General features: G+C 38.0%; 21 protein-coding genes. 2 read left to right on the top strand and 19 right to left on the bottom strand.

The genetic code is table 11. The features are described 5' to 3' along the window. Positions 1–4: 4 nt before the first annotated feature. From P0Y49_05455 to P0Y49_05420, 8 genes are all read right to left on the bottom strand, one after another. Positions 5–163: a DUF5522 domain-containing protein gene (locus tag P0Y49_05455; GenBank protein WEK20583.1), complete on the bottom strand. Its 159-nt coding sequence runs from the start codon at positions 161–163 to the stop codon at positions 5–7. Then, entirely contained in the window at positions 163–1,104 is a 942-nt protein-coding gene (locus P0Y49_05450; protein WEK20582.1) for an exonuclease, read from the bottom strand. Before P0Y49_05450 ends, P0Y49_05455 begins: the two co-directional genes overlap by 1 nt. Beyond that, the gene (coaE, locus tag P0Y49_05445; protein ID WEK20581.1) at positions 1,101–1,697 is read right to left on the bottom strand and encodes a dephospho-CoA kinase; all 597 of its coding nucleotides are present in this window, start codon (positions 1,695–1,697) and stop codon (positions 1,101–1,103) included. The genes P0Y49_05450 and coaE overlap by 4 nt, the downstream gene beginning before the upstream one ends. Next, complete coding sequence (locus P0Y49_05440) at positions 1,697–2,644, bottom strand: YbbR-like domain-containing protein (protein WEK20580.1); 948 nt, start codon at positions 2,642–2,644, stop codon at positions 1,697–1,699. The genes coaE and P0Y49_05440 overlap by 1 nt, the downstream gene beginning before the upstream one ends. Before the next feature lie 138 nt (positions 2,645–2,782). Then, a complete protein-coding gene (gene yajC, locus P0Y49_05435) occupies positions 2,783–3,112 on the bottom strand; it encodes a preprotein translocase subunit YajC (GenBank protein ID WEK20579.1) in 330 nt (109 codons plus the stop codon). Positions 3,113–3,133: 21 nt separating this feature from the next. Then, entirely contained in the window at positions 3,134–3,565 is a 432-nt protein-coding gene (locus P0Y49_05430) for a DUF1573 domain-containing protein (GenBank protein ID WEK20578.1), read from the bottom strand. 6 nt (positions 3,566–3,571) lie between these two features. Beyond that, a complete protein-coding gene (gene nusB / locus P0Y49_05425; protein ID WEK20577.1) occupies positions 3,572–4,465 on the bottom strand; it encodes a transcription antitermination factor NusB in 894 nt (297 codons plus the stop codon). 90 nt (positions 4,466–4,555) lie between these two features. Next, the gene (locus tag P0Y49_05420; protein ID WEK20576.1) at positions 4,556–5,644 is read right to left on the bottom strand and encodes a Glu/Leu/Phe/Val dehydrogenase dimerization domain-containing protein; all 1,089 of its coding nucleotides are present in this window, start codon (positions 5,642–5,644) and stop codon (positions 4,556–4,558) included. A 112-nt stretch (positions 5,645–5,756) separates the two neighbouring features. Here P0Y49_05420 and P0Y49_05415 point away from each other — a divergent pair, with 112 nt between their 5' ends. Further along, the gene (locus P0Y49_05415; GenBank protein WEK20575.1) at positions 5,757–7,547 is read left to right on the top strand and encodes an ABC transporter ATP-binding protein; all 1,791 of its coding nucleotides are present in this window, start codon (positions 5,757–5,759) and stop codon (positions 7,545–7,547) included. Positions 7,548–7,615: 68 nt separating this feature from the next. Next, a complete protein-coding gene (locus tag P0Y49_05410) occupies positions 7,616–7,945 on the top strand; it encodes a DUF3276 family protein (GenBank protein WEK20574.1) in 330 nt (109 codons plus the stop codon). Between the two features lie 73 nt (positions 7,946–8,018). Here P0Y49_05410 and P0Y49_05405 read toward each other — a convergent pair whose 3' ends face one another. The 11 genes from P0Y49_05405 to P0Y49_05355 form a co-directional block, all read right to left on the bottom strand. Further along, a complete protein-coding gene (locus P0Y49_05405) occupies positions 8,019–9,209 on the bottom strand; it encodes a thioredoxin family protein (protein WEK20573.1) in 1,191 nt (396 codons plus the stop codon). A gap of 18 nt (positions 9,210–9,227) precedes the next feature. Continuing rightward, on the bottom strand, positions 9,228–10,679 hold the full coding sequence (locus P0Y49_05400) for a RagB/SusD family nutrient uptake outer membrane protein (GenBank protein ID WEK20572.1): 1,452 nt from the start codon (positions 10,677–10,679) through the stop codon (positions 9,228–9,230). Positions 10,680–10,691: 12 nt separating this feature from the next. Further along, the gene (locus tag P0Y49_05395) at positions 10,692–14,360 is read right to left on the bottom strand and encodes a SusC/RagA family TonB-linked outer membrane protein (GenBank protein ID WEK20571.1); all 3,669 of its coding nucleotides are present in this window, start codon (positions 14,358–14,360) and stop codon (positions 10,692–10,694) included. A 249-nt stretch (positions 14,361–14,609) separates the two neighbouring features. Beyond that, positions 14,610–15,782, bottom strand: coding sequence for a FecR domain-containing protein (locus P0Y49_05390; GenBank protein ID WEK20570.1), 1,173 nt, complete (start codon positions 15,780–15,782; stop codon positions 14,610–14,612). Between the two features lie 100 nt (positions 15,783–15,882). Then, a complete protein-coding gene (locus P0Y49_05385) occupies positions 15,883–16,455 on the bottom strand; it encodes an RNA polymerase sigma-70 factor (GenBank protein WEK20569.1) in 573 nt (190 codons plus the stop codon). A gap of 236 nt (positions 16,456–16,691) precedes the next feature. Then, positions 16,692–17,690, bottom strand: coding sequence for a TlpA disulfide reductase family protein (locus P0Y49_05380; protein ID WEK20568.1), 999 nt, complete (start codon positions 17,688–17,690; stop codon positions 16,692–16,694). Positions 17,691–17,759: 69 nt separating this feature from the next. After that, positions 17,760–18,680, bottom strand: coding sequence for a hypothetical protein (locus tag P0Y49_05375; GenBank protein WEK20567.1), 921 nt, complete (start codon positions 18,678–18,680; stop codon positions 17,760–17,762). Between the two features lie 23 nt (positions 18,681–18,703). Beyond that, entirely contained in the window at positions 18,704–20,161 is a 1,458-nt protein-coding gene (locus tag P0Y49_05370) for a RagB/SusD family nutrient uptake outer membrane protein (GenBank protein WEK20566.1), read from the bottom strand. Positions 20,162–20,173: 12 nt separating this feature from the next. Next, the gene (locus P0Y49_05365) at positions 20,174–23,683 is read right to left on the bottom strand and encodes a SusC/RagA family TonB-linked outer membrane protein (protein ID WEK20565.1); all 3,510 of its coding nucleotides are present in this window, start codon (positions 23,681–23,683) and stop codon (positions 20,174–20,176) included. A gap of 191 nt (positions 23,684–23,874) precedes the next feature. Next, on the bottom strand, positions 23,875–25,071 hold the full coding sequence (locus P0Y49_05360; GenBank protein WEK20564.1) for a DUF4974 domain-containing protein: 1,197 nt from the start codon (positions 25,069–25,071) through the stop codon (positions 23,875–23,877). 64 nt (positions 25,072–25,135) lie between these two features. After that, on the bottom strand, positions 25,136–25,729 hold the full coding sequence (locus tag P0Y49_05355) for an RNA polymerase sigma-70 factor (protein WEK20563.1): 594 nt from the start codon (positions 25,727–25,729) through the stop codon (positions 25,136–25,138). Between the last annotated feature and the right edge of the window lie 96 nt (positions 25,730–25,825).

Below are 25,825 nucleotides of genomic sequence, written 5' to 3'. Positions count from 1 at the left end.
TTCTTTATGTTTCTTCTCCGGATTTCTTTGATTTTTTCTTTCCGAAGCCCCAGGGACAGTGTTTACATTTATTTTTACAACAATATCCTCGCTTGAGATGATATGCTGCAGTAAACACCATTAAACCATCATCATTAAAATAATAGTCTTCCCCTTCTTTCATCAATTAAGCAATTTAACGACCAAACTTCCTTCAAAATGATTTTTCAATTGTACACCACTCCCATGATTGGTCCAGATTTGTGATGGTTTTACTTTTTCTATTGTAAAAAGGATATCATTCCAATCGGCATGGTCAGAAATATACAATTGAATCTCATTGTTATTTTGCAGGTGTTTCCAACCTGTAGCAAATACCCTGATCACATTAATGGCTTTAAAGTAGCTTTTGAATACCATTGGAGGCACCAGATATACCATATTGGTAAGGTTGTTCTTCATTACCTTACGGTCATATGGTTCGTAAGGGCCAAGGTTTATGCCCATTTGTTCGTAGATCTTTACAAAGGGCAGCATACTGTGATGCACCAGTATCCTTTTTTCTATACAATGGTCATTCATTAAACTAATTAATCGCTGACATTTCCCTAAAGCATAAGCGCCTAGCATAATGTTGGTCTTGGTGCTATTTAGCTTCAGAATTTCCTCTTCTGCGACCGGATGTTGGGTACCAGGGTCGGCAAAAGTAGTTTCGGTAATCAGTACATCTGCCGTTACAAATTCGATAGGTTCGCAGGTCTTATCCGGCTGCAGCTTATAATCCCCGGTATAAAGGTATTTTACGCCCCTGTATTCCATTAAAACTTGTGCGGAGCCCAATATATGCCCGGCAGGCACAAAACTAATCCTGACTCCATTGAGCTCAAATTCCTCGTAATAGCTTTTTAAATGAAATTCGCCACCTGCAAACTTTCTATAGCGGTGTTTCATAAACAGCGCAGTAGCCTCTGTGCAATATACATTCAGGTTTCCACCAATGGCATGATCGCCATGCGCATGGGAAATTACCGCATTTTTCACTATTTCTTTGGGATCCAAATAGAAATCCCCATAGCTACAAAACAAGCCTGTTTTGGTCACTACAATAAAATCATCAAGTATCATTTAGGTGTATTTAAAAACAGTTGATGTAAGCGGGTCACTTGAATGATCAATGATTCTGTTTCGTTGTTATTAATAATATGGTCGGCCAGTTTGGCTTTTTCTCCGTCGGACATTTGTTTATCCATACGTGCTTTTACCTGCGCAGCTGTTACCCCATCCCGTTGCATTACGCGCTGTAACCTGGTTTCTTCGGGGGCAATTACCAGGATATTCTGATCGCACATCTTGTACGATCCACTTTCGAATAGCAAAGCTGCTTCTTTAAGTATATAGGGTATTGATGCAGGAATGTCCTTAACCCAATTGTCAAATGCTCTAAATACTGCCGGATGTACCAACTCATTTAATTTGGCAAGTTCTATGGCATTGTTAAACACAATGCCAGCAATGTATTTATTATTTAATGTCCCGTCTATGGTATAGCTTTCTTCTCCAAAAGCAGCTTTTACACCTTTTATCAGGATATCATCGCTCACCATAATCTGTTTGGCTACAGTATCGGCATAAAACACAGGTATTCCCAAAGTCTCAAATACTTTACAGATTGTTGTCTTACCACTGCCTATTCCTCCTGTAATTCCTATCTTCAACATCACTTTTCAATAATAAAATCAACTTTTCCCGGTGCGACCTGAACCAATTTACAAAAATCCGGGAAACGCACCACCCTAACCCTTAATCTATTATGCTTAAGGTTTTTCCATTCATTCATATCTACAACCGCCTCTATAAAATCTTCACTCACCTGATTGTATTTTGAAAGGGCTACTAAAAAGGTAACTTTCACCTTCTTTGGGTAGAGTTTAACATTATAATACTCGTTATTATTGATAATCTTTAAAGGAACTTCAAGTACCTTTTCTGTAAACTCATCAACAGGCACCTTAACCTCTACACTTGCAGGAAAAATACTAACATTCTTCATTTTGCTTTGCGTCATTGCTACCATACCTTTAATGGTAGACTGAACATCATCAAAATTTAAGGAATCTGTTTTCCATTGGTTTATCTTTTCCAACTCCTGCTCGGGCCCGGAAATCGTTACATAGCTGGGGGTAATCTCGATATGGCTAAAAATCCCGTATTGTTTTACAAAATTAATATCAGATACCAGCTTAACAGGGACTCTTTTTACGGTCTTTGGTGAAAAATCAAAGTATAGGGTATCGGGTTTCACGGATTTGATTTTCTGTGAAGTTTCCAGCTGTCTGTTTACATTGATCAATTGTTCGGAGAAAAGGATGAAATTTCTGTTGTTTAGCTTTTCCAGACTAATGGCAATAGATTGAGGCTTGATGCGTAACCGCGAAAATAGCAATTGCCATCCGGTTCCTTCTACTTGCAGATCTACCGTATCAGACTGTAAAGGATGAAATGCCTTCTTTTGAGGAATGTTATTGTATTTTAAAACCGTTTTAACCGTATAAGGGTATTTATCATTTAAAGCCATAAATAGCCACGCTGCAATTGCAAGAAGCAGGCAGGTGATGAAAACGAGGAATCGTTTTCGTTCTATTTTTGTCAGTCTTATAAACGGCATCGCTGTAAAAATACAAATAATCTACTACTCTGATGATATACATCATCATGATATCATTAATGCAGACAAAGTGTACATAAAAGCAAAAGCCTGTACCATGAACATGATACAGGCTCTATTAAATAAATTTACGGAAAACTATGCCTTTGGAGCCTCGTCTGCTTTAGGAGCAACAGCTTTAGTTGCATCTAATGATACAGCTGATTTATCAAAACGGATTTTTGTACCACCTTCTACTTCGATTAAGAAAGTTGTATCGTTCATATCCACTATACGGCCATGTATACCTGCTGTAGTAACTATTTTATCTCCTTTTTTTAAAGCTTCAACCATTTTTTTAAGGTCTTTTGCTTTTTTAACCTGAGGTCTGATCATGAAAAAGTAAAAAACAACCATGATTAAAACCATAGGTATTAATGTGCCTAACATGCCACCACCCTGGGCTTGCAAAATTACTGTTGCTATCATATTCTATTGTATAAATGTATATTAATTTGATTGTTCTTTAACCTCACCTACTAAATGTAGAGTGGCAATGTGAGGCTCAGCATTAGAAGTAACCGTAATTACTTTGTCCTGCATTCCTGATTTACTTGTACTATTGAATAGTACCTTGATCTCTCCTTCATCACCTGGTTTAATTGGTTCTTTAGGGACTTCCGGTACGGTACAGCCACAAGTAGCAGTGGCATTCAGAATGATTAAAGGACTTTTACCTACGTTTTTAAACTTGTAGCTATAAGAAACCTTTTCGCCTTGAGTTATTTTACCAAAATCGTACTCTCCTTTTTCGAAGCTCATTACTGCTGCGTCTCCTGCCGCTGGAAGCGTAGTATCGGTAGCTGTAGCATTGGTTTTTGCTGTATTTTGGCATGATGCAAATGATATAGCCAACAATGCCAGTACAAAGATTTTTTTCATATCTCTTTATTCTTCTATTAGTCCGCGACCGATTTTATGTATGCTGTTTGTTCTTTTCAGGTCGCCTAAAATTTTGTCCAATATACCGTTAATAAATGAATTACTTTTCGGTGTACTGTAATCTTTTGATAGATCAAGATACTCGTTTATCGTTACCTTAACAGGTATAGAAGGGAAGTTTAACAATTCACAAATTGCCATTTTCATCAGGATGGTATCCATTAGCGCAATACGTTCTGATTCCCAGTTTTTAGTTCTTTCTGCAATCAGATCCTGATATTCCTTGTTATTTTTAAGGGTATAAACAAATAGGTCTTGTACAAATTTGCTATCCTCTTCCCAATCCTGACTTATTGGCGTCAGCTTGTTTTTAAACGGATCTTCTGAGGTAAAATTTTTAATGGTTTTGGCCACCATTCCTTGCATCACTTCTTTATCAACAGACCAGTTTATAAACTTATCTTCAAATGCCTGGATGATGTTATGGCTTTTAAGAATGATTTTTCTGAAGATGAACTTGATGATTGTTTTTGATTCTTCTAAGCTGTTGTCTTCATCTGCCAGATATGCGGCATACTCAGGAGTAACCTTTAAGGTATTAAAAATAGCTTTCACAAATTCGGGATCAGACATCCAGTTGATCTTGTATTTGTGGACTGCGGCTAAATAATCCGGATTCTGTTTTAGGGTAACGGCAAATTTATTGTTTAACAACTTTAAATTCGGGTTAAGGTCATCTGCAGTAGGCAGGTGTTTATTAGAGCGCTCAATAGCGTCTATTCCTGTATACTCTGTTGTTTCTACTAACAATGAAAGCATGCCGACGTACATTTCGTATACGTGATCAATACTTTGCATTAATGCCTTCTTTGAGGATGCCAGATCTCTTTTATCTGTCATTTGCCATGCAAAAATATTTTGCAGAGCTTTAATTCTTAAGTGCCTTCTGTTTAACATGAATGTAAGAACGAGTGGTAAATTACCTGGTGATTAAAATGATGATTTTATTTTTTTGATATCGATTATCCTTTGTTCTGCAATACGGTTAGCTGCCCGTATTGTTGGTATATTGTCCGCCTTCGACATTTTTATAACATCTCTGGTAGCATTGTAAATGTTCTCTGTAAGTTGCATGGTCCGTTTTTTACCAAAGCCGGTTAGTTCAGAATAACAGCTGATCAAACCTCCTGCATTGATTAAATAATCCGGAGCAAATAAAATGCCTTTATCTAACAACAGTTGTCCATGAATGTTTTCATCGGCAAGCTGATTATTTGCAGATCCAGCAATAATGGCAAACTTCATTTTGTTAATGGTTTTATCATTAACTGTAGCGCCTAATGCACATGGTGCGTAAATATCTGCATCTAGTCCAAAGATTTTATCTGCACTTATTGGTTTGGCCTTATAAGTTCTCGCTACATGCTGTAAACGCTCTTCATTAATGTCGCTAATGTAAACTTCTACATTTTCTGCTCTTAATAGGGCCACTAAATGTTCGCCTACATTGCCTATTCCCTGCACTACAACAGAACGGCCGGCTAACATATCGGTTCCAAACACCTCTTTAACACAAGCTTTGATCCCCAGATATACGCCTTTTGCTGTTGTTGGTGCCGGATTACCGGTACCGCCCAATGATTCTGGCACTCCTGTTACATGGCTGGTTTCCATGCGGATATACTCCATATCTTTGGTGGTTGTTCCCAGGTCTTCTGCCGTAATAAATTCGCCATTCAGGTTCTTAATAAACCTGCCATAGCTACGCATCATGGCTTCAGATTTCCCTTTGTGAGAATCGCCAATAATTACGGCTTTACCGCCGCCTAAATTTAAACCGGTAATAGAAGCTTTATAGGTCATTGCACTCGACAACCTCAAAACATCTTCCAATGCTTCGGATTCGGTAGCATAACTCCACATTCGGGTTCCGCCTAGTGCAGGTCCTAAAGTTGTATCATGAATGGCTATAATTGCTTTTAATCCTGTATCGGGATCGTTACAAAATACGACCTTCTTGTGCCCCGATGCACTTAACTGATCTAAAACTGAATTCACAATAGAACTATTACCAGACATATAATTTCGTTTATCAGATATGTCGCAAAACTAGCATAAAAAAACATTAATTACATTGTTTTAACCAAAGAGTTTAAAAAAAACAGGTTCAATTGGATAACTTTACAGCATAATGAAACACCTACGTTTTTTAAACAAATACTTCTATAAATATAAATGGTGGATTATCCCGGGGGTTTTCTTTGTGATCATCTCCAATATTTTTGGTGTGATCCCTGCACAGGTTATCGGCCATGCCTTTGACCTCATTACAGAAAATATACAGATATATCGCTTGTTTGATGGATTTGATCGTGCAGCTATTATATATGATATCTTTAGTACCAGCCTTTTCTATTTTGGGGTGTTGGTATTGGTATTGTATTTATTAAGAGGACTGTTCTTATTTTTTATGCGGCAAACTATCATTTTGATGTCGAGACATATTGAATTTGACATGAAAAATGAGATTTACGCGCACTACCAAAAGCTCAGCCTCGGTTTTTACAGACGCAACAATACGGGCGACTTGATGAACCGCGCTACCGAGGATGTGAACCGGGTGCGGATGTACGTTGGTCCGGCCATTATGTATACTATAAATACAGCAGTTTTATTCTTGCTGATTATTTATGCCATGTTTTCGGTAAATGTTACACTGGCCATTTGGTGTTTGCTTCCCCTACCGGTTCTGGTGGTGATCATTTATTTTGTGAATACGCTCATCAATCAAAAAAGTGAACAAATACAGGAGCAATTGTCTAAGCTATCCAGCTTTGTGCAGGAAAGGTTCTCCGGCATTAGAGTGATCAAATCTTATGTGAGAGAAGATTATACCCAAAAAGTATTTGCTGCCGAAAGTCAGGGGTACAAAGACAATGCAATGGGTCTGGTTAAAGTACAAGCGCTCTTTTACCCTACTATGCTTTTACTGGTTGGCTTAAGTACCATTCTTACTGTTTATATTGGCGGCATCCAGGTGATAGATGGATCTATTACACCGGGTAACATTGCAGAGTTTATTGTATATGTGAACCAGTTAACTTTTCCCGTTTCGATGTTGGGCTGGGTAACCACTTTAATTCAGCGTGCCTCTGCCTCTCAAAAGCGTATTAATGAGTTTTTAGAGTTGAGTCCTGACATTACATCATCTAATCCTGACAGGCCATTACTTAATGGGAATATTAAGTTTGAGCATGTGAACTTTACTTATCCAGACACGGGAATACATGCTTTAAAGGATGTGAGCTTTGAAATTGAACAAGGGGAATTTGTAGCTATCATTGGTCGTACAGGTTCTGGAAAATCTACATTGGCCAATTTAATTATGCGGATGTATGATGTAAATGATGGACAGATCAGTGTTGATGGCACTAAATTGGATAAACTTAATCTAAACAACTACCGCAATCAGATTGGCTTTGTACCTCAGGAGGTTTTCCTATTTTCGGACACCATTAAAAACAATATCGCTTTTGGCTTAGATCAGGTTACAGATGAGGAAGTTGATACCGCAGCCAAAAATGCAGCTGTATATCATAATATTATTGATTTTGAGCAGAAATTTGAAACAATGCTTGGTGAACGGGGCATTACGCTATCGGGTGGGCAGAAACAGCGGGTTTCTATTGCCCGCGCTTTAATTAAAGAGCCCCGTGTACTTATTTTTGATGATTGTTTATCTGCTGTTGATACCCGAACTGAGGAAGAAATTTTGGGTAATTTGAGCAGAATTATGAAGGGTAAAACCAGTATTTTGATTGCTCACCGGATCTCAACAATAAAAAATGCTGATAAAATTATCGTATTGGACAATGGAAGAATCATTGAACAGGGCAGCCATATGCAATTATTACAACATGAAGGGGCTTATGCAGAAATGTACCGAAACCAATTACTAGAGGAAGAGCGTCAAACTATTTAATTTCATTTTGAAGTTTAATAATTATTAGTTTATATTTACCCGAACCAAAACCAAGATCAATACCAACCATGGGAGAATTTGACAACAAAGAGAGAGAAGAGGTTTTTTCGAAGAAAGTAAGGGCAGGTAAAAGAACTTATTTTTTCGACGTTAAAGCTACTAGATCAGGAGATTACTACCTAACCCTAACAGAAAGCAAGAAAAGACTGGAGGACGGCGTTTTTGTAAAGCATAAGATCTTTTTATATAAAGAAGACTTTGAGAAGTTTACGGAAGGATTAAACGAGACTGTTGACTACATCAAAAACCATCAGGATGTTGTAGAGAAGCGTTATGAATATTCTGAAAATCATGAGGGAGTGGGAAGCAAAAGTCAAAACGACGATTTTTCATTCTAAGAAGATATAAAGCTCTACAAAAAAGCCCTGTTGATTTACTCAGCAGGGCTTTTTTAATAGTATCTGTTGTTGTTTACAACGCTTCTACTTTATCTAACAATTCCTGAGCGAGCTTTTGAATTTTAGAAGTTTCTGCATTTGCCAGTTCTCTGGATTTTTTCGCTGCTACCAATGCTTCTTGTTTCTTTTTCATTGCCAAGCATACATATGCAAAGGTCGACTGGATGCTATATTCTTCCGGTTCAAGCTCTACTGCTCGCTTAGCCATCAGGTAAGCTTGTTGCAAAATAGCAGGCGAAGTCTGATCATTACCCATTTTACCTCCTGAAGCCCTTCTTGCCAGAAAACTCAATTTCTCGGCATCATCCTTCAACTCATTTTTCAAGGCTGCAGCCGTTAGCTTCACATAATCAGCTGTTCTTCCCTTTTCCAGATAAAAATCAGCTTCGAGCATTATACCTTGTTTTTTACGATTAATTCTATCAGAGTTTTTAAAGTAAGTCAGTTTTTTCATGAAAGCCTGCTCGTTATCGGATCTCATTAAACCATACATGGTACTTGTAATTAAACGATCTTTAAGTTGCTCCCTTTCCTCCTGCTTACCCCAATTGTTGTAAGCTCCTTGATTGGCCATAAAGTGTGCACCCAATTTGTCATTTTCAGCTCGGGCCAAAGTTTTAATTATCTTCCAGCCCAACTCAGTGTTCAGTTCTGCTTCAGTAACTTTAGCTACAATCTCTGTACTGATCTGATTGGCAATGTTGCGATCAGCACGCTCCACCGCCAGATAATAATCCAATAAAAAAGGTAGATCCCTGTCACCCCTGTCGTACTTCTCTTTTAATGCCGCAGCGTTTCTTTTCGGATCAACTGCTCTTTTTGCTTCAGCAAGAAAAGCTTCAGCCTCCATTTTCGAAGCTGTGCGATGTACTACATCACCTGCTGTGTTTACAAACAAATAGGTAGGAAAAGATTGTACATTATATTTTTTACGCATTTCAATCCCCTCTCCCTTTTCCATGTCAACTTTTAAATTCACAAAGTTGTCATTGTAATATTGGTAAACAGCTGGTTGGATAAATACATTTTTCTCCATCCATTTGCATGGGGCGCACCATAAGGTGTAGCAATCAATAAAAATCAGTTTCTTTGATTGAATTGCTTTTTCTTTTGCTTCACTCCAGGAGCTATTGAAGTGGATTTCTTCCTGCGCATGTAAGCTTATAGCCGCAAACAGGAAAAGAAAGGTGAATATACTTTTCATAATGATCAGTTCTAAAACTTAACGTTGATATTGAGGTATAGTAGGGTTAAACTCAAGTACTTTTGGCGGTAAAGGCAAAATGTATCTGTTATCATTAGCCGGTATCTGAAAACTTTGCGTTCCAGTTACATGTGTTACGGTTTTTGCAAAACGGCTATCCATATTTAAGCGTTTTAAATCTGTAAGACGGGTAATACCTAAAAAAGGCATTTCTCTTCTACGTTCATCAAGCGCCAGTTTTAAGGCAATATCATTTGTTGCTGCTGATAATCCGATATTATTGATGATCCTCGAATTGCGCAAGACATCCAGATAGCCCACAGCTTTATCTTTAGATCCAACTCTGGCCTCACACTCTGCTGCAATCAAGAGCAATTCGGGAGTACTAAAGCCAAAATTAGCTTGGAAATAGGGAGCCCACAAATACCTTCCCGGGAAAAATACAGGTGCAGAACCAAAATTGGATACTCCATTACAAAAGAAGAGTGCCAACCGTTGATCTGTTGCTCCTACTGGAAGATTGGCCCTATAGGTAGCCAATAAATCATCACTTGCATATACAGCTGCATTTAAATCACCTATACTTGAAGCACCATTACGAACCCAAACACTCTCGATGCTCTTATTCGCATCTGGAAAAGGCACCAACGGATCAAGCTTGGTACATACCCTGCCAAAAGTAGTACCATTCTTTGTAGTGTAAAGCTTGTAATCGATCAAGGCACTGTTTAATTTAAGTGCTTCGTTTACATTTTTTAAAGCTTCAGCATAATTCCCCATATACAAATACATCTTGCTCAAAAAGGCAAAACCTACACTTTTAATGGGGTGAAAGTTATTAGGTGCTGTAGCAGCTAAATTAGGTAAAGCCTCATCCAGATCTTTCTGAATTTGTGCATATACTTCAGCTACGGTGTTTCTTTTATAAGGTGCATTGATATCCTCGCTTAAAAGAATTGGTACGCCAAGATCAGTTGCTGCAGTGACAGGATTATAATGATTTGCGTAACCATTAACCAATGTCAGGTACTCAAAAGCACGGCCTATTTGTGCTTCAGCCTTCAGTTGTTTTCTAGTCGCATCAGTACCATCTGGTACCTTTTCAATATTATTGATGACTGTATTGTAGATAAAAATATGTGCATAAGCTGGCTCCCAAAAGGTATCAGGTGCCCCCTGATCATAGATAGGACCAGGTTTAAACTCATACAAATTTCGAAGATACAGTGCAAGCAAGGGATACTCAGTTGCCCTGTTCGGATCACTCCTTTCACCTGCACGAGCGTCATCTGTAAGGAAATTAGGATAAGCAGAAGAAACCCTGTATAAGGATTGATTGTTCAGTAGTCTCTGATAATCATCAAAAGTTGAAGGAATGGTATAGCCCTTCGGTTTAACATCCAGGAATTTTTTGCACCCGGTAGTCATAATGCCTGTAATGGCGACTAATAATAAAAATATTTTCTTCATGATGAGGTTCAATTAAAAGTTAACAGCAAGTCCAACAGTATAAGAAGCAGGATACAAGAGACCTCTGGTCGAGTTAGATATTGTTGATGGTACCATAGTTGCGCTATAGGTAGTTGATGTACCATTCCATACCTCTGTATCCAATTTATTCTTATTAGCTGCCCATCTCCAGGCATTTTGCACCTGTAAGCTCAGCTTCATCCTTTGGATATAATTTTTCTTCAACCAGTTTCCGGTAAAATTATAACTTAGTGTAATATCTCTAAGTTTAATATAATCTGCTTTCTGAATGTTCTGGTCACTGAATTCCCATATATTGGTGATCGCACCACCTACAGCACTATTAAATGCTGGGGCCATACCCGGAATCAATTCATCACCCGGTTTTTTCCAATAAACTAAAGCTGATCTTTCCATGTTATTGGTATAGTTTAACTCAGCAAGCTTGGTTAAGTAGGGAGCCGTCACATCACGCATTACGTTTCCACCATAGTAGATAAACATAAAGAACAAATCAAAACCCTTGTAACTCAAAGTATTTTGTAGGGAGGCCGAATACGGTGGAATTGTTGTACCATTATAAACAAGGTCTTTTGCGCTCAATTTATCAGTCGAATAAACTTCTGTTCCATCCGCAGTAAGGGCTTTAGGAACTCCCTTATTGTCTAGACCGCCATATCTTACACTATATAATGAGCCCATTGGCACTCCTTGTCTGTTCTGGAAACCGTTGATATAGCTGAAAACAGTATTAGAAGAATAGTCAAGTCTGGTTAGCTTATTTTTATTGTAATTAAAATTCAGCGTTGTAATCCAGTTAAAATCAGTAGTATTTAGATTATTGCTATTTAAAGTAAGATCTATACCACGATTATTCATAGTACCGTAATTCACAGTTATTGAATTCCAGCCCAATGTTGGATCAGATTTTAAATCTCCTAAAAGGTCACTTGTTGCCTTATTGTAAATATCTATTGAACCATAAAAACGTCTGCTAAGCACACTAAAATCCAAACCGAAATTGGTCACTCTGGTTCTCTCCCATTTTAAGCCACTATTTGGTGGGCTAACAACCCCATCTTGTGTCTCTCCGGTAAGACCATTATTTCCACTAGACTGAGTAATCAAATAAGGTCCAGCCGATTTAGGCACAGCTCCGTTAATGCCATAGGTTGCTCTTACCGCTAAACGATCCAACCAATTCCTTTTATTCTCTGCAACTACATAAAGTAAACCTGTAGACCAAAAAGGTTTATATTGATACTTAGGATCTGTTCCAAAAAGATTAGCCTGATCCATTCTGATACTACCAGAAAGTGTAATTCTATTGTTGTAAGTATATGAACCATTTCCGTAAAGAGATACATAACGATCATCTGTACTTACGAACCCCCTTTCAGCCCTGCTATCTCCCTTAGGAAAGTTAAACTGATCAAATAAAGCCTGTGTGTTAGGGATGCTCAAACTTAAAGCCTGCTCATCAATTGGTTTATAATTTAAGCTGTAATCGTCGTATCCATATTTATAAATATTGGTTGAAGAACCAAGAAGTTTTCTTTTTTCAGCCCCAAAAATTGCGTCAACACGATGTTTAGAATTAAATTCCTTATTATAATTCAGCTGTGTCCTAAGTGTATAAGTATTCATATCACCTCTTTGCTCATTCATCTGTCCACCTACAGGAATCATCTTGGTTTGCTTTGCGTCTTTTATAGTCGCATCATTGATCATTGTTTTTACCTTGTAAGCGTCTTTATTGTAGTATTGTTTGTTGTAGAGCTCAGTTCTCTCATTTTGGTAAAGTAAATCTAAATTTAAGCCATCCATAATCTTTAAATTGGCAGAAAAATTAAGATTTAAGTACTTGCTGGTATTCGTGAGGTGACTTGTATTGAGGTCGGTAATTGGATTATAATTTTCATCCTGAAGTCCCAACGATTTTAAGCGGTCTATTTCAAACTGAGATTTCGAGTTCAACCAGTTTGTCGCCAGGCTGCCATCGCTATTCCTAAGCATATAAAATGAGGCTTTACCTGCGTCCAAAATACTCATACCAGGTGAAACATTATTTGTAGCGCTACCATTATCGTAATCATTTCTGGTATTGCTACCCAATACTCCAATGTTTAGCGTTGCCCATTTCGTAAAGTTAAAGCTGTTTTTTAAATTAAAACCGACCCTATTGTTGGTTTGTGCACGCTCATAAGGTGCGTTACCTAAATAATTTCCAGATAGACTGTATTTATAGAATTCGTTACCACCCGAAAACGAAAGGTTATGCTGCTGTGTAAGTGAAGTTTTACGTAAAAATTCATTAACTACCTGATCATACCTGTCGCTATTGCGAAGTACGTCTAGTTTTTTTTGTAGCTCAGCTTCAGTAATAACACCTTGTCTTGCGTCATAAAATAAACGATAAGTTTCTACCATTGCTTTACGGGGATCTATAGAAGCATAAGCACCTGAACGATAGTTGAACATTTCTCTTTGAAAATCGACCATTTCAGCACTACTCATTTTATTCGAATAAGCCCTATCCGGTAAGCCAACAAATTTGGCCGTAGCATTGTAATTAATGTTCAATTTCCCAGCCTTTCCACTACGTGTAGTAATCACAATCACACCATTTGATGAAAGCGCGCCATAGATAGAAGCTGCTGAAGCATCTTTCAATACGGTCACCGATTCCACATCCGAAGGATTAAGAGCCTGTATATCGCCAAAAAATGGAGCTCCATCCACTACGTACAATGGTGTTGCCGAAGTAGCAGTAAGTGAAGAGACCCCTCTAATTTGAATATTAGGTTTAGTATTAAGACCACTTTTGAATGAAGTTAATCCGGCCACCATACCTTCTAGCCTTTCCACAATATTTGTCTGCAGTTTTCCTGCCATCGCTTTATCAGATACCACCACATAAGAACCTGCTGCACGTGCCGCAGGTATTTTTTGATAACCTGTTGATACCACCGCAACTTCGCCCAATTCTGCAGGATTAACATCTAAACTAATAATAAGTGGGTTTGCTTTGCTAGCCTGAACTTCCTTTGTGGTATAGCCAAGAAAAGAGATGATCAATATGGCTTTATCGTCTATCCCTTTCAATTCAAATTCACCACGCTCATTGGTTAATACAGTTCTGGTTGTATTTTTTACACGAATCGTCGCACCCGGAAGTGGTTTTCCATCTTCATCCAATATTTTACCGCTCAAATCTATTGCACTCAGGTAATTTGCTACTTTATCAAAAAGCCCATCTTCCTTCTTTTTAAGCAATATTGTATTCTCAATGATCTTGAAAGTAAGGCTTTGGTTTGCTAAAGAAGCCTTTAATGCCTCCTCCAAGGTTGCCTTGTCTAAATCAACAGATACCATTTTGGCATCCTTAAGCAATTCACTATTGTAAAGAAAAGTGTAATTAGTTTGTTTTTTAATCATTTTAAGCACCTCATTAAGGCTTGCACCTCTTTTATGCAGCGTTACAGACTGTCCAAAACTGCTGGCCGTAGCCTGCGTTAAGGACAAGGTGATTAAAATAGCTACGAGATTTATTCGCATAATAATCTGTTTCATGGTTAAGGTATTCATCAGCGAAACACGCTGAAATACACCTTTTAAAACTTTAAAATATGGCACAAAGCAAGGCCTGTCCATACCGTTTGAAGTATTAATAAAATACATACATTTGTAAGGTTTGGTTGATAATAGTAATAGTTGTTGCTACATGTTTTCATCCGGATTTTGACCGGGATAAAATTGAAGAATAATTAACCGAACGATGACAAGGACTGCAATCCGAGTCTATACCGGGTAAGGTGCGTCAACACTTTTCCCGGTTTCTTTATTCAGTAACCTCTTGATGCTCTACTTTGGATGTAAATGTCTTTTCATTTGTTTTGGTTTAAGGTTATAGTTGATTAATATTTACACTTATTTAGAAACAACAATTCTACTTCTGTTATTTCCAGTTTTTTCTATGTTGAATTTTACATCAAGATATTTTAGCATACCTAAAAAAGCTGATGCATTTACATTTCTTGACACTTCTCCACTAAACTTTACATTAGGAATTCCACTTTCATAAACCACATCTACATCATACCATCTTGAGGCCTGACGCATGATACTGGTTAAGTCGCTATTATTAAACTCAAACATCCCATTCTTCCAGCTCATCACCTCTCCAATATCAGCGTTACCAATGTTAAGCCTGCTTTCCATCAATGTAGCCTGCTGCCCAGGTTTCAATACCACATCCAATGGCATTTTTGCCTTGGATTGACTCAGGGGAACAATTTTAACCGAGCCTTCTAACAGAGTCGTTTTTATCTCCTTTTCATCACTATAAGCATTCACATTGAAGTGAGTTCCTAAAACTTCTAAATCTTGTTGCACTGTTTTAACATGAAATGGTTGGCGTTTATTCTTAGCTACTTCAAAGTAAGCTTCGCCGCTAAGTTCAACTTTACGTTCTTTTAAGTCTGTAAAAGTTGTGGGAAACTTTAGGGAAGATGCGGCGTTAAGCCATACTTTGGTGCCATCCGGCAAATTCACCTGATACTGACCTCCACGAGGCGTAGTTATGGTATTGTAGGATAATTCTCCTGCCTGTGCTTTTATGTCTGTAGCAGACTGATCAATATTGTAAATAATCGTTCCGTCTTGAGATTTTGTAATTGATACCCCCCCCTGCTTTGCAATCTCTCCTTTGGCAGTTTCATTGAGTATTATTTTTTGTCCATTAGATAGGGTCAACACTGCATTGTTTTTTCCTGGAGGTAAATCGGAAGCCAACTTAGTTGTTTGTTGAAATGGATTTATTTGTTGGAGGTAAAAAAAAACGGCGATACCAAGTATAAGAAATATCGCTGCTGCAGCCACCATTTTAGGCCACAATGCCACCTTTATAGTTACCGGCTTAGTTTGCTTTTGCAATTTATTCCATACCTGATCCAGATCTTTCGACTGTTCATCAAAACCTATATTTTCTACCGCATCAAGTGCATAACTTAAATGCCAACTTTCCAATAAAGCCTGCTCTTGCTCATTACACTTACCCGCCTCATATTTTGCCAATAGCTCTTTCGCCTCTATTTTCTTCATAGTCTAAAGCACCCTATCGTGCTTATATGATGGAAGACAAATAGCTTTGCCCTATGGGGTAAATAAAAATAAAAATAATTTTAAAAGGATATAACTTCATCTACAGTGTAAACAGGAACAGGTTTAAACCTAGTTTTGTCCTTAAAATTTTAAGGGCATGTTGAATGTGTTTCCTTACAGTTTGATCGGAAAGTCCCAATTGTTCAGCAATTTCTTTGTGACTTAGATTCGATTTACGGCTAAGTTCGAAAACTTCACGCATTTTGTGAGGCAGTGTGGCGATTTCCTTTTCAATAAGATTGGTAAGCTCTTTTTCCCGAACCAAGTGATCCGTGATACAATAACCTTTATCAATAAAACTTTGAAGAGAGGTAATATATTGCGATTCTATCTTTTTACGCGATAGTTTATTGAAAATTTTATTCCTTAAGGAAACATAAAGATAACCGGAGAGACTGGTGCTAAATTGAATGCTTTCTCGCTTATCCCATAAGAAAGTGAAGAGTTCATGGATAATGTCCATCGCTTCTTCCCTATCCCGCATCCATTTATAGGCATGGGTATGGAGAATAAACTTATATCTGTTATATATTTCGGTATATGCCGACCTATTCCCAGACTTTAATAAACAGACTAATTCTGTGTCAGACGTAGATTCATAATTGGTCTCCATACTGTAATTCCCTTACAAAGGTAACAAATATGGAAGAATTCCTCTCAAGAATGAAAAAGCACCACCTTTCGGCAGTGCTCTTTCATTCTTGAGAGGAATTTATGCTACAATAATTCTTCTAATTTTTTATGTAGCGCTTCTCCCCTTAAGTTTGAGGCTACAATTTTTCCATCAGGACCGATCAAATAGTTCTGAGGAATGCCTTTCACACCATACATTTGAGATGCAGCATTAGCTCATCCTTTTAAATCGCTTACCTGTGTCCAGGTTAAACCATCTGTTTTAATTGCATTTAACCAGTTGTCTTTTTTACCTGGCATATCCAATGACACACCTAATACCGTAAAGTTTTTATCTTTAAACTTGTTATATGCAGCTACTACATTTGGGTTTTCTCCTCGACAAGGGCCACACCATGAAGCCCAAAAATCAATCAATACATATTTTCCACGGAAATCAGAGAGCTTAACCGGTTTATCATTCACATCATTTTGAGTAAAATCCGGAGCGATGGCACCGATTGAAGTCGATTTTGCGATATTCATCAATTTTACAAACTCCACACCTGCTTTACTTTTTTTAAGTCTATCCGACAGTTTGTTGAAAGCCGGCTCAACTTTAGCGATGTCCATATCGTATTCTGACATATCTTTTAATGACATTAAGCTAAAATACGAATCAGGATTTGCGGCAATGAATAGCTGTTGCAATCTTGCTTTTTCTGCTGCTGCCGGCTTGTGTCTATCACGGAAACCTTTTACAAAATCTTCATTTTGCTTCTGATCCATGCTCGCTGCTGCCCATGCAGTATTTAAATCGGTAATGATCTTTTCTGGTGCTGCAATAGCCTTTTGGTATTTCTGATATTCAGCGTTAATTGCTGAGCCAGATACCAATGCATTTTTAACAGAGTCTTTCGCCGCAACATTTACATTTCCTTTATCCAGATAAATAGAAAGGACATCAGGATTTTTAGTAGTCTGGCTAATACCGGCACCGGTATGATCTAGACTTAATTTTGCAGCTAATGGTCCGGCGACTGTTCCCTGGAAAGAGAAAGTTCCATTTTTCACCAATGCTGAATCTTTAACTGATGATCCGTCAGCACGATAGGTTAAATAAACTTTAGCCTTTGGGCCTGCTTTGGCAATTTTGCCTGTTACTTTAAATGGTTCGCTTTGTGCATTGGCCAGAGCCGGAACCGCGCAAAGTAGGGTCAATAATAATTTATTCATGTGTTTTATTGTTTTAAAGATAAAAGGGCTGCCCGAAAAGTACTTTTTCGGACAACCTCAAGGAGCGCATTATTTATATAAATCCAGTTTTTGCCTATATTTATTACCTGTAGCCTGAATGTCCCAGCCATAGCTGTTGAAGAACTTGATCAGGACTTCATATTTTTTGGCTCTTCTCGGACTGTTGTCAAGATATTGCTGTTTGATGTTAGCAAAAGATTCTGTAGCAATTAAAGTAATCCATTGCGGGAAATCAGCTTCAAATGAACGTGAACCAGATCCGGCAATAAACCCTCCTGTAATAGCCAGCTCATCTAAAGCTGCATCTCTTTTATCTACATCATAATCCCTACGATATTCGTCATAAATCCTGTCAAACACCAGCCCCCCATCGTAAGCTTTACCCGCCAATTCAAATCCTTCAATTGGTTTTTCCATTCTTGGTGTCATCATCGTACCAAGGCTAGACCAAACAGCTCTCGTCAACACAGAATCTCTGTAGTAATGAGTAGCCGGATCCGTTACCGGAAGCGTATTAGGCATATGGTTAGGCCAGGTAATTACCAATCTACTACGACCAATTACTTCCATATCCGAAGCCCACCAGGAACCATTATAAGTTTTCACATAGAAAAACTCTAAAGGAAAAAGCGCTTTCGTATATTTTACCGGCACATTCGACAATAATGATTCGGTATAGGTGATAGCTTCCTGACGCCTGCTATCATCTATTTTTGTAGCCCCAAAACGATTGTTTACATCATTGAATAGGATACCATTGGAAACTTCTTTTGAGTCTTTGAAATCCATCCGGATCCATAAACCATAATCATTATATATGGATTTAACTTTCGGATCTGCATCTGCTGCAGGCCCAAACATCTGCGGTATTTTCAAATCATCAGAAGCAACAGGACTTTCTTCTTTTTTACAAGCTACAAAGGTGCTGCTTAAGCCCAATGCAAGAATGCATATATTTCTAAATTTCATAATCTTTATATTTAAATAAACTATTATCTAGGATTAAGTGGCATTTCCGGACTGTTGTTAATTTCAGAAGGAGGAATCTGTAATAAGTACCTTGGGTCATTCTTTTTCAAAGTATAAATCACTCCATTTTTATAGGCATGCTGGATTTCCGGTTTGCCCAAACGGCGCAAATCCAACCAGCGTAAGCCGGCATCAAAGGCTGTTTCTACTCGACGTTCTTCTAAAACTCTTTTCAAAATGGCATTGTTATCTGCAAAATCGGCCATTTTTAAAGGCACATAGTTTGCTTTTTTAATGCGTTTTTGCAAAACCAGATTTAAGTCTGCAATTGCTAATTTGCCCTGATTGGTACGGGCATAAGCTTCGGCACGAGTTACATAAGCTTCACTAGCTTTCATACCAATATAATAAGAATCTCTCTGTTGAGTTGCATACATACAATACATGGTGGGTCCTTTGGTTATCCCATCAGTTGTATTCGGAACACCCCATGATTCAAATATATACTGTCTGTAATCTGTTAAATAGCCATAACGTTTTGTTAAGGTTAATAACTCTTCAGAAGGCTTAAATGGATAGGCGGAATAATAAAAAATGTTGTTATTAGCCTTACCACCTGTAAAAAACAAAATTTCTTTGTTATAATCAGTGTCTATAAATCCAAAATCATACGTAAATGCATATTGATTACCCTCAGAATCAATATAATCTTGTATTCCATTCAAATCCGTAAGTGGACTGGCGTCCATCACCGAAGTTGCCGATGCAATAGCCGTTTGATAATCTCCCATAAAGAGCGCAACTCTTGCTTTAAACAAATCAAGGGTATTGGAATTGAATCTGAAGCGAGTTGTGGCAGGTTTACCTGCAAGTAGTTTTGAGGCTTCCTCAAGATCGCTTACAATTTGCTTCCAAACTACACTTAACGGTTGGCGTACATTATTGGTTGTATTTACATTTACATCAACTGCAGTTAATGGCATGGGTACCCCCAGTGCCTGCAAATTTTCCGGTGCATAGGTATCAGCATACCAGTTTACCAGATAAAAATAGCTATAAGCTCTTAATGCATAAGCCTCTCCTTTTACTTTTTCGTACAATTCCTTTTCTTCTGGTAAGGGAGTACGCATTGAAAAATTATCAAGAATGGTATTGGCATAGAATACAGATTTGTACAATTCTCCCCAATAAGGATCTGTCTTAACTCCATCAATCTGCATACTTGATGCCCAAATAAACCAAGGCTCATTGGCCTTCTCCGGCTGGTAACCAGAATTCAAATTGACATAGACATTATCTGTCATGAGTTCTGTTTTAAAGAAATAGTCATTTCTCGGATATCCACCAATCAAGAGAGACTCATAGTCTTTAACACTTACCGGCTTCATACTATTTACCGGTTTAATATCAAGCAGTTTTTTACAACTACTAAAGGTGATTAGCAATACTGCCAATATATTGATGTATAATAATTTTTTCATAGCTGTAATGGATTAAAACTGAACAGACAAGGTTAATGAATAGGCACGCGGTACAGGTAAATAGGTATTACCAAAAGATACATTAGCATTATTGGTTCTGTCATATTTCATTAGCGAACCTGTAGATTCAGGATCCTGTCCCTTTAACCTGCTATTTTTCCAGGTATACAGATTATTACCCTGCAACATGAAACGAATGTTCTGGATACCATTTGCTCTAAGCTTAGGGCTAAACAGGTCATAGCTTAATGAAAGGTTTTGCAAACGCACAAAATCACCCTTTACTGTCCGCAAATCACTATTATCGTACATCGTTCCATTATAAGGAGTAGCTCCACTTATCGCTAAATCAAAAGGATCTTTTTCCAATGTTGGGATATCGGTTTTCAACTCGTCTCCAGGTTGTCTCCATCTGTCCACCCACTCTTTAGACATATTTTGAGTAGCTTCAGGATAACCTACATTGCCTAACGATATGTTACGTAAACGGATCACATTGCCAAAACTTCCGATAAACAAACCTGATAAAGTAAACTTCTTATAAGTAAATGTATTGGTAAAACCACCTTGAGCAATAGGCATGGTAGTGCCTGAATAAGTAAGTCCATCTACGCTTTTCATTCCATACAATACCTTCTGCCCATCTTTTTGTGTATAAAATGCTGCTCTTCCATCTTTGTTAAGACCAGCGTAACGGTAAGACCATAAACCATTGATAGGTTTACCTACTACCGCCGCCGCAGAATAATTTGAACGTTGCGCATTGGTCAAATCAGCTACCCCTGGAACTGAATATACTTCAAGAACCTCGTTCTTATTGTAACCAAAATTAATGTTGGTTGACCAGCGGAAAGATTTTGAATCAACGTTGATAGAGCTAAGAGAGAACTCAACCCCACTATTCCGCATAGACGCCCAATTTACCTGCACTGTATTAAATCCAGTAACTTGTGAAACTTCTTTACTACCCAACAAGTCAACCGCCTTCTTATTGTAATATTCAAGACTACCGGTTAGCCTACGTTTCCAGAAACCAAATTCAAGTGCGGCATTGGTGGTATAGTTCATTTCCCATTTTAAGGTTGGATTTTTAGGTGCCGTGATAACCAAATAACCCTCTTTATTAATTAAATCCAGCTTACCTATATTTGCCACTAAATCAGAATAAGCCTGAGAGGCCACATTCCCCTGACTACCATAAGATCCTCTAAGAGTTAAATAACTCAACCAATCTTTATCTCTCAAAAAAGACTCCTCTTTAAGTTGATAATTTAAACCTACTGCCCATAATGGCTGGAACAATTGATTGGTTTTTAAACCAAAACGATTTGAACCATCTGTACGTGCATTTAAACTGATAGAGTACCTATTGTCATAAGTATAGCTGGCTACCCCAAAATAAGAGACTGCTGCAGTTTCATTCAGATTTTCAGTCCAATAAGGCAGCCCAAGGGATCTCATCAGGTCAAATTGTGGAACTTGCTGATGTCCTCTATCATGCGCATATCCGTAGACTTTAGTAATCTGATCTTCGAATTTAGATGTGCGAATCTCCTGACCAGCCATCACATTCAGGTAATGTACATGGTTAAATACAGGATTATAAGTCAATTGATTTCGGAAAGTAATACTTCCATTGTAACTATTTTTATCCTGGCGATAACCACCGTCTAGCCAAAGTGGAATTCCTACGGAATTTACAATCTGGTACACATCCTTTTTTCTAGCTCTAACAAAATAACTATCCTCTGTTGCAATGTCAATATCCGTTGTATTTTGTTTTGTATAAGAGAACAAACTGGAATAGGTTAAGTCTTTTAACAACTTCCATTCAAAATCAACATTACCACGCATACCGAAGTTTCTGGAATTACGCCAGCTTTGCTCTCGGTTTTCCAGAAAATTATATTTCAAACTATTGTAATAAAGGTGACTGTAATCACCGTTTTCATCAAAGGCATGTTGTGCCCTGGTGGTATAAATTGCCCATTCATAGGGGTTCTCTCTTGAATCTGTAGCAAAAAAGCTTGTGTTGTCGCGTGCATTTACATCCAATGATAAACCTAAGCGAATGTTATTTCCAAAACGTGTATTTACTTTTAATGATCCGGTATAAGTTTTTTGTCCGACCCCTTTTGCTGTAGCTTGATCATTGAGATAACTACCTGAAGCATAAAAAGTAGTCCTTTCATTACCTCCTGAGATATTTAAGCTATGTCTTTGTGTAAAGGCATTTCTGAAAAGATATTTAAACCAATCGGTATTTACCTCTTCCAATCCGTTTACTTTACTCTGGAAATCGCTCCAGCTGATTTTTCTATCGTTTACATCTATAAAATAGCGTTCAAAATCCGAGACCGTACCATAATCACCAGCTTTAGGCGATGATGCATTCAAAATGCCTTTACTGATCATTTCTATATTCACGTCAATACGTTCCTTAGAATTCATCATATAAGCATCTTCAATTCTGGGGCGTTCAGCAAGAGAAAAACCGCTGTTATAATTGATTCTGGTTTTTCCAGACACCCCCTTTTTAGAGGTAATTACGATTACACCATTTGCAGCTTTTGTACCATAAATGGCAGTTGCAGCAGCATCCTTCAATACACTAATTGATTCAATGTCATCTACGTTAATACCGCCAATACCGGAAGCAATCAGGTTACGATTGGTTAAAATATCGTCTACAGAAGCATTTACAGCATCATCAAGGATAATTCCATCCACTACCCACAATGGCTGCACGTTACCGGAAATGGTAGACGTACCACGAATACGGATTTGCGGAACAGCTCCCGGAGCACCTGAAGTACTCATTACAGTTAGTCCCGGTACCTGGCCTTGTAACAATTTATCAATGTTTGGCTGGTAAACAGTTTCCAGGTCTTTTAATTGAATGGTAGTAATTGAAGCCGTTAACGTCTTTTTATTTAATGATTGATAACCAGTGATTACGACATCATTCAATGCACTTTCAGCCGGCACCATTTTTACATTGATTGTGGTACGTTGCTTTACAGTTTCTTCGATTGGATTATAACCTACATAAGAGAAAACAAGGACAGCATTGTTATCTGGCACAGTAATTTTAAACTGTCCCGAATTATCTGTTGCTACCGTTACCCGTGTTCCTTTGAGTTTTACACTTACGCCGGGAAATTCCTGTCCACGCTCATCTACTACTTTTCCTTTTATTTCAATAGTGAGCTGAGGTTGATCCGGATTATTTCTTCTCTGAACAACAACGGTGTTCTCTTTAATGACATAGGTCACAGGTTGATTTTCAAACAAAGCATCAAGTGCTTGCTGCAGGGTCGCATTTTTAAGCTTAATATTTACAGGTTTAATCCCCTCAAGCATTTGAGAAGTATAAACAAAGTTATAGCCACATTGACCTTGCAGCTCTTTAAAAACATGATTTAAGGCAACATTGCTTTGAGAGAGCGTGATTTTTTGAGCTAGCGTATTAGCACTTACCTGAAATAAGAAGGCAGTAATAATAATGGTGGTTAACTTCATTATCCGCAGTATTTGACTAGGCGCATAAGCGGACTGCTTACGCCTAAAGACATAGTAAAAATTCATTACATTTGTTTTGGTTTGGTTTGTTGATAGACTGTTTTCTGCAAATTATTATGTAACCCAAACCTTCGTCAGATCCCGATGGCAGTCGGGTCTGGCTTTTTTGGATTACAGATGAGTAAGTAGCTTTATGGCATAACTGTAATCCTCCTTCCTTCGATTTTAAAGTGTACCGTATTTGTTAATTCAAGTATTGTTAATGCCTCAGAAACATTTTTGAAGCGAGGAACCATACCTACAAAATTATTATCAGTGATTTTACCCTGATATACGATATCTACATTATACCATCTGGCAATTTTACGCATGATGCTTTCTATACCTTCATAGGCGAATATGAAGTTTCCATTTTTCCAGGCAATGGCCTCTTCAGTATCTACATTAATAGTTTTAAGTTTCCCCTCATTCAACACAGCTTGTTGCCCTGGAGAGAGTATAACATCATATTTTTTATTGACATTTTCACGAGCGGATACCCTTATCGAGCCTTCCAATAAAGTGGTTTTTGTTTCAGCTTCATCATCATAAGCATTGATGTTAAAATGAGTTCCCAGTACCTCTGTTTCCTGTGCTCTTCCATAATCAGCACCGGAACTGATCACCTTAAATGGTTGCTTTTTATTCTTAGCCACTTCAAAGTAAGCTTCGCCGCTAAGTTCAACTTTACGTTCTTTTAAGTCTGTAAAAGTTGTGGGAAACTTTAGGGAAGATGCGGCGTTAAGCCATACTTTGGTGCCATCCGGCAAATTCACCTGATACTGACCTCCGCGAGGCGTAGTTATGGTATTAAAAGTAATTCGATTCTCTTTTCCTGCTGCGGATGCATCCGCAGTATAAACCAACTGCCCATCGGCAGTTTTAATGATGTGTACGCCGGTCATATTTATTAACTCTCCCTGAGCTGCATCGGTAAGTGAAATCTTCCTGCCATCAGCTAAAGTTAAAACGGCATCATTACCTCCTGGAGGCACATCATTTGCATATCTGGGATTATTTGTTGTATGATGGAAGCTCGATTCAAAATAAAGCCTGGAACCAATGCCTAATGTGATCAGGATTACTGCTGCGGCAACCCATCTGAATAAAGGATACAACTTTGCCTTTTTTAGACGGGGTTTATCAACAGATACAATGTTTTCAAGTACAGTACTCCAGTCATTTCCTTCTATAACTGCAGCAGGAACCTGTGTTGCTATCTTTTCTTCAATAGCATTGGCTACATCGGACTTGTTCCTATCCGTTAGTTCCAATAATTCGTCCGTTTCCTCCTTGCTGAGCTTTCCCTCCTCAAACTTTTGCAGCAAATAGTTTATTCTTTTGTTCATATGATTCTGATACTAAGAAACACGAAAGACCAATTAGGACTATCGATATTAAAACTTTTTTAAATTATTTTAATAAAGCAATGTAAGCCAGTACAGAAAGCGCTACTCCATTTTTATTTAAATGTTCGCGGATCGTTTTGAGTGAGATAACCAAAGCATTTTTAATCGTATTTGGAGAAAGATTCAACGCTTCTGCAATTTCGGGAATATTCATTCCCTCAGCCCGACTCATTTGATAAATCTTTTTACGCTGACCGGGCAATTTCTCTACCGCCTCAGCAACGAGGCAATTGATGTCATTTAAATTGATCTTATCAACTGTGTCATTACTCACTACTGGATGGTCTATACCAAGGCTATCAATTGCTTTTGCCTGCTTCAGTTCTTTACGAAGATAGTTTAAGCATTCATTAGAAGCATATTTGTATAACCACGCCTTTACATTTTCAATGCTCTCCAATTTCTCCCGGTTGAGCCATACCCTTAAAAAAGTATCCTGAATAATCTCTTCAGCGGCAGCAGCCGATTTAGTGAATTTTATAGCAAATGGTTGTAAAATGGGTAGATAACGATAAAAAAGTACAGCAAATGCGTCTTCATCACCTTCAGCAATTTGCTTTAACAGCAACCGCTCATCCCTGCTACTTACTGGTGTCATTGTGTTAGTTTCCCCATCTAATTCTGACTGCTCCCTTTAGGGGCTTAAAAATGTCCCTCAATGTTAAATAATTATTTTTAATTCATCAGCATATCT

It is taken from the genome of Candidatus Pedobacter colombiensis, from assembly GCA_029202485.1.
Classification (GTDB): Bacteria; Bacteroidota; Bacteroidia; order Sphingobacteriales; family Sphingobacteriaceae; genus Pedobacter; species Pedobacter colombiensis.
Note: the sequence above shows the minus strand (reverse complement) of the source record. Positions and strands in the feature narration are given on the sequence as shown.

Excerpts from the sequence above, each read along its gene's own strand:
- P0Y49_05360 (WEK20564.1), bottom strand. The coding sequence starts at position 25,071 with ATGAACAAAAGAATAAACTATTTGCTGCAAAAGTTTGAGGAGGGAAAG.
- P0Y49_05410 (WEK20574.1), top strand. The coding sequence starts at position 7,616 with ATGGGAGAATTTGACAACAAAGAGAGAGAAGAGGTTTTTTCGAAGAAA.
- P0Y49_05430 (WEK20578.1), bottom strand. The coding sequence starts at position 3,565 with ATGAAAAAAATCTTTGTACTGGCATTGTTGGCTATATCATTTGCATCA.
- nusB (WEK20577.1), bottom strand. The coding sequence starts at position 4,465 with ATGACAGATAAAAGAGATCTGGCATCCTCAAAGAAGGCATTAATGCAA.
- P0Y49_05420 (WEK20576.1), bottom strand. The coding sequence starts at position 5,644 with ATGTCTGGTAATAGTTCTATTGTGAATTCAGTTTTAGATCAGTTAAGT.
- P0Y49_05375 (WEK20567.1), bottom strand. The coding sequence starts at position 18,680 with ATGAAATTTAGAAATATATGCATTCTTGCATTGGGCTTAAGCAGCACC.
- P0Y49_05440 (WEK20580.1), bottom strand. The coding sequence starts at position 2,644 with ATGCCGTTTATAAGACTGACAAAAATAGAACGAAAACGATTCCTCGTT.
- P0Y49_05450 (WEK20582.1), bottom strand. The coding sequence starts at position 1,104 with ATGATACTTGATGATTTTATTGTAGTGACCAAAACAGGCTTGTTTTGT.
- coaE (WEK20581.1), bottom strand. The coding sequence starts at position 1,697 with ATGTTGAAGATAGGAATTACAGGAGGAATAGGCAGTGGTAAGACAACA.
- P0Y49_05415 (WEK20575.1), top strand. The coding sequence starts at position 5,757 with ATGAAACACCTACGTTTTTTAAACAAATACTTCTATAAATATAAATGG.
- P0Y49_05390 (WEK20570.1), bottom strand. The coding sequence starts at position 15,782 with ATGAAGAAAATAGAGGCGAAAGAGCTATTGGCAAAATATGAGGCGGGT.
- P0Y49_05395 (WEK20571.1), bottom strand. The coding sequence starts at position 14,360 with ATGTATTTTATTAATACTTCAAACGGTATGGACAGGCCTTGCTTTGTG.
- P0Y49_05380 (WEK20568.1), bottom strand. The coding sequence starts at position 17,690 with ATGAATAAATTATTATTGACCCTACTTTGCGCGGTTCCGGCTCTGGCC.
- yajC (WEK20579.1), bottom strand. The coding sequence starts at position 3,112 with ATGATAGCAACAGTAATTTTGCAAGCCCAGGGTGGTGGCATGTTAGGC.
- P0Y49_05385 (WEK20569.1), bottom strand. The coding sequence starts at position 16,455 with ATGGAGACCAATTATGAATCTACGTCTGACACAGAATTAGTCTGTTTA.
- P0Y49_05405 (WEK20573.1), bottom strand. The coding sequence starts at position 9,209 with ATGAAAAGTATATTCACCTTTCTTTTCCTGTTTGCGGCTATAAGCTTA.
- P0Y49_05355 (WEK20563.1), bottom strand. The coding sequence starts at position 25,729 with ATGACACCAGTAAGTAGCAGGGATGAGCGGTTGCTGTTAAAGCAAATT.
- P0Y49_05400 (WEK20572.1), bottom strand. The coding sequence starts at position 10,679 with ATGAAGAAAATATTTTTATTATTAGTCGCCATTACAGGCATTATGACT.
- P0Y49_05455 (WEK20583.1), bottom strand. The coding sequence starts at position 163 with ATGAAAGAAGGGGAAGACTATTATTTTAATGATGATGGTTTAATGGTG.
- P0Y49_05370 (WEK20566.1), bottom strand. The coding sequence starts at position 20,161 with ATGAAAAAATTATTATACATCAATATATTGGCAGTATTGCTAATCACC.
- P0Y49_05365 (WEK20565.1), bottom strand. The coding sequence starts at position 23,683 with ATGAAGTTAACCACCATTATTATTACTGCCTTCTTATTTCAGGTAAGT.